Origin of the sequence: Flavobacterium sp. (genome assembly GCF_031409475.1) — a bacterium.
Taxonomy (GTDB): domain Bacteria; phylum Bacteroidota; class Bacteroidia; order Flavobacteriales; family Flavobacteriaceae; genus Flavobacterium.
In genome coordinates this window covers 1-4,840 of the sequence record NZ_JANNXH010000013.1, presented here as the reverse complement: position 1 = coordinate 4,840, position 4,840 = coordinate 1, and the positions used below count along the sequence as shown (strand labels likewise).

At 35.8% G+C, this 4,840-nt stretch carries 1 protein-coding gene and 1 pseudogene; both read left to right on the top strand.

What is annotated here, in order from left to right; translation table 11 throughout:
• The first annotated feature begins 94 nt into the window (after window positions 1-94).
• Window positions 95-2,710 (top strand): T9SS sorting signal type C domain-containing protein, encoded by a 2,616-nt coding sequence (locus tag RMO53_RS02495; protein WP_310377773.1) that lies wholly within the window; start codon window positions 95-97, stop codon window positions 2,708-2,710.
• A 125-nt stretch (window positions 2,711-2,835) separates the two neighbouring features.
• A pseudogene (locus RMO53_RS02490) lies at window positions 2,836-4,840 on the top strand (hypothetical protein); the annotation flags it as partial.

Below are 4,840 nucleotides of genomic sequence, written 5' to 3'. Positions count from 1 at the left end.
TGATAACTTTTATTCCTTTGTTTGGCTTTGAATTTTTTATAATGAATAACATAAGTTAAAATAGACTTTTAAGAAAATGAATGATTTTTACTTTATGAAAATAATCGTACACAAACTAAGGGTTTTTATTGTTTTATTTTTTCTGTTTGCGATTTCTGGTAATGTAATTGGGCAAACATATACAATTACGGGTAATGTGAACGCTTCCACTTTAAGTTGTGGCACTTTTACAGGTTATGATGTAATAACAATTGGGAATGGAACAACAACTCCGTCAAATTTAATTATGAATGGAGATTTAGATCTAACAAGTTGTTCTCTTGGTCCAATTCAAGTTATAGTTAATAATGCGACTTTAGATTTTTCTGGAGCTAACAAACGATTATATCTTCCCGCTGGTTCTTCAATAATATTTATTAACGGTGGAACATTAAATCCAGACGGTTCATCTAGCGGTGGTGGTTGTACGGGAAACGATAGAATATATATTGGTGGAGTACTATTAGCATCTTGTAATGGTGGTTCTGGGCTTATAGGGTTTGATGATTTAGTTACTTTTGGAGGTTCAGGTGGTGCTATTTCTAATTCCCCTATTTGTGTAGGTAATTCTGTAAATTTATATGCATCACCACCACCAAATGGAAGTCCTTTCACTTACACTTGGTTTGAGCCATCAGTATCCCCAACTGTTCCTATTGGAACTGGTCAAAATATATCAATTGCATCTCCTACAAGTGGTTCACATATCTATCAAGTAAATATGTACTCAACAACATTGACAGGAACTATGATTGCACAAACAACAGTTGTTGTTAATTCAGGCGCGAGTACAGCAACACCTACAGTTACTCTTACACAGCCAACTTGCACATTAGCAACGGGGACAATTACAATTACTGCTCCTACTGGATTAGGAATGAGATACAGTATTAATGGATTAACATATACAAATTCAACTGGTATTTTTCCAACATTAGCGGCAGGAACTTATAGTGTAACAGCAAAAAATTCATCAGGATGTATTTCTAATGCTACAACCGTAATTATAAATAGCGCTACTAAAACATGGAACGGCTCATGGGTGCCAAGTGCGCCAACAATTACTGACAATATTGTTTTTGCAGGCGTTGGAACTTTTAGTTCAACTGGGGATTTATCTGGCTGTTCATGTTTAGTTACCTCTGGAACTGTAAATATAAATGCAGGACATACTTTAACATTAACAAATGGTTTGACTGTTTCTGGAGGAACTATGTTCTTTAAAGACGACTCTAGTTTAGTGCAAACCAATAATTTTGCAAATTCTGGTAATATAACTTATGAGCGATCCATTGCTCCTTCAATACGAGATACAGATTATACCTATTGGTCTTCACCGGTTGCAGGGTTTACAGTTGGTGGAGTTTCCCCAACAACCTTCTTATTTTATTCGTATAATTCTAGTGTAGACAATTGGCAATCAGAAGCGTCAACTACTGTGATGACAGCTGGAAAAGGATATATTATTCGTGGTCCTGAACCTTTTTCTGGCTCTGGTCCGCCACCGCCACCCGCAGTAAGTCCTTTTATAGGAGTGCCAAATAATGGAAACTATTCAATTACAGGAATTGTAGCTGACCGATCGTATCTAATAGGAAATCCATACCCATCGGCTTTGGATGCAGATGCTTTTTTACTTGCTAACAACACCGTTATTGAAGGAACAATTTATTTTTGGACACACAATACCGAAATGGGAATTGGAGTTTCTAATCCAGGAACCGGAGCGTTTGCCTATTCACAAGATGATTATGCTTCCTATAATACAACAGGTGGTGTTGGCACGGGAAATACCATAGCAGGTGCAACACCTTCTGACCCACGTATAGAAGTAACAGCGAACAGACCAAACGGTTATATTGCAGCAGGACAAGGATTTTTTGCAACAAGTTTAGTTTCACCTTCTCCTACTACAATTACCTACACCAATTTAATGCGTGAAACTGGCAATAACACTCAGTTTTTTAGAACCAGTAATATTAAAACTAAAGGGAGTATTGTAAAAAATCGTGTTTGGTTAAACTTAACCAATATGCAAGGCGCTTTTAAACAAACTCTAGTGGGTTATATCTCTGGCGCTACAAATGAATATGACAATGCATTTGATGGAGAGAGTTTTGACGGGAATGAATTTGTAGATTTTTATAGTGTGAACCAAGATAAAAATCTCGTGATTCAAGGCAGAGCATTACCGTTTGACGAAAATGATCAAGTAGAGCTTGGATTTAGAACTACAATTAATGGCGCTTTTACGATAAAAATAGACCAAGTTGATGGTTTATTAACCAATCAAGCTGTTTTCATTGAAGACAAGTTGACTAACACCGTATTTGATTTAAAAAATGGAAACTATACATTTAATACTGTTGCGGGAACTTTTAACGATCGATTCGTGTTGCGTTATACTAATAAAACATTGAGTACTATCGAAATTGATACTCTTGAAAATCAGGTTTTAGTTTCTAATAAAAACAAACAAATTAAAATCAATTCATTAGTTGAACTAATGGATAAAGTATTGGTTTATGACTTGCTAGGAAGACCATTTTATCAGAAAGATAAAATAAATAACACGGAGTTGTCTTTACCAAATTTAGGTTCTAATCAAACACTATTATTAAAAATCACCCTGCAAAACGGGCAAACCGTTACTAAAAAGATTCTTCATTAGTTAATTGTTAGGTAATTGTAAGAAATTTGTTAATAACTTTGGGTTGGTTAAAATCAATAGAGAGGTCTAAATAGTCAATCTTTGCAAAACTACTAAATGATAGTAGTTTTAAAATTATTGGTTTTATGCATATTAGATTACTTCTTAAAAATAAAAATACGTTTTTGTTGCTATTTTTATTATTGTTATTCAACACGGTTTGTTTTACTTCCCTTTATTCTCAAACAAATACCTATTCAGGAGCAGGATCAAATTGGAACACACCTTCAAACTGGTCTCTAGGAATCGTTCCAACTGCAGTACATGATGTGGTCATTCCAGATAATAAAACCGTAACAGTAAATACCGCAATTGCAACTTGCAAAACACTAACTATTAATACTGGCGGGAACAACAGCAATGTTACTGTTGGAGCCAATACACTGACTGTTTTAGGAGCAATAACAATTAATGAGCCAACAGCAAATTCAAAAACAAAACTAATTGCGGTTACCTCGGGAGTCTTGAATGCTGCTTCGATTACAATGTCATCTACAACGGCTAATAATCGCGATTGTAGGATTACATTATTAGCAGGAACAATTACCGTTTCGGGGAACATCACCATGAACGGTCTAGCTCTAAGAAATCAGTTGCGAATTAATGGCACGAGCCTAGCAGGCGGTACATTAAATATTGGCGGCGCAATCTTGGGAGGAGATATTTTATCCTCAAATAATAATGCAACAGTAAATTTCAACGGAACAGCAGCTCAAATTATACCAATAAATGCTGATTATATTTACAATAAAATAGTGGTAAATAATACAATTGGAACAACATTACAAGCCGCTATAACTTCAACAAATGTTACAGATAATATCACGGTGCAAACCGGAATATTAAACAATGGAGGCTTTGCCATTTTGGGAAATGCATCTAAAATTTTTACGGTTTCCAATAGTGCAAGATTTCAGGTTGCGGGTGCAACAACTGCTTTTCCCTCAGGATTTGGAACGAATTCAATAGGAACTACAAGCACGATTGAATATAAAGGTACTGGAGTTCAGCCAGTTTTTGATATTCCATCTCCAGGATACGGAAACTTAATTTTTAACGGTACTGGCAGTTGGGCAGTTGTTAGTGATATAGATGTAGCTAATGCGCTTACTGTCTCAAACGGTGCATTGAGTACGAGCGGTATTTTGACTGTTGCAGGAAATGAGGCAGTAACCGTTGGGGCAACTGCAACTTTAACATTTCAAAATAAGGCCAGTTTAATTCAGTCTGGATATACGGGGACAAACACTGGAAACTGTACTTACAAACGAACAACTCCTTCAATTATAAACACTGATTATACTTATTGGTCATCACCAGTATCAGGATATATTTTGGGAAATGTTTCTCCAAGTACACTTTCAGGAAAGTTATATTCTTATGATGCTGCAGCTATTCCAGAAGATTGGAAACAAGAGTCATCAGGCACGTCTATGACCGTAGGAAAAGGGTATATAATTAGAGGTCCTGAAAGCTACACAACTGCTATGACTTATCAAGCATCGTTTGTAGGTATTCCAAACAATGGTACAAAAACCATAACTATTGTAGGTGGCGAAACATCAAATCTTATAGGAAATCCATATCCATCAGCCTTAGACGCTAGTTTATTTTTAGCTGCAAATACGAGTGTTATTGATGGAACACTTTATTTCTGGACACATAACACAGGTTTTAGTAATGGTAAATATACTTCGGATGATTATGCATCCTATAACGGAACTGGTGGATCAGCTGCAAGTGGAGGCATAATTCCAACAGGGAAAATTGCAGCAGGACAATCTTTTTTTACCACAAGCACTACTGCAGGAGGAACAGCAACATTTAATAATACGATGCGTGTAGGCGGAACGGTATCTAATAATTCTCAATTTTTTAAAACTTGTAAATCCAAAGTCAAATCCGAAAGTATAATAGAGAAAAACCGTATTTGGTTAAATTTATCCAATTCACAAGGTGCATTTAAACAAATGCTACTGGGTTATATAACCGGAGCTACAAATGAAATTGACAATGCGTTTGACGGTGAAAGTTTTGATGGGAACGAATTTGTAGATTTTTATAGTGTGAACCAAGACAAAAACCTTGTAA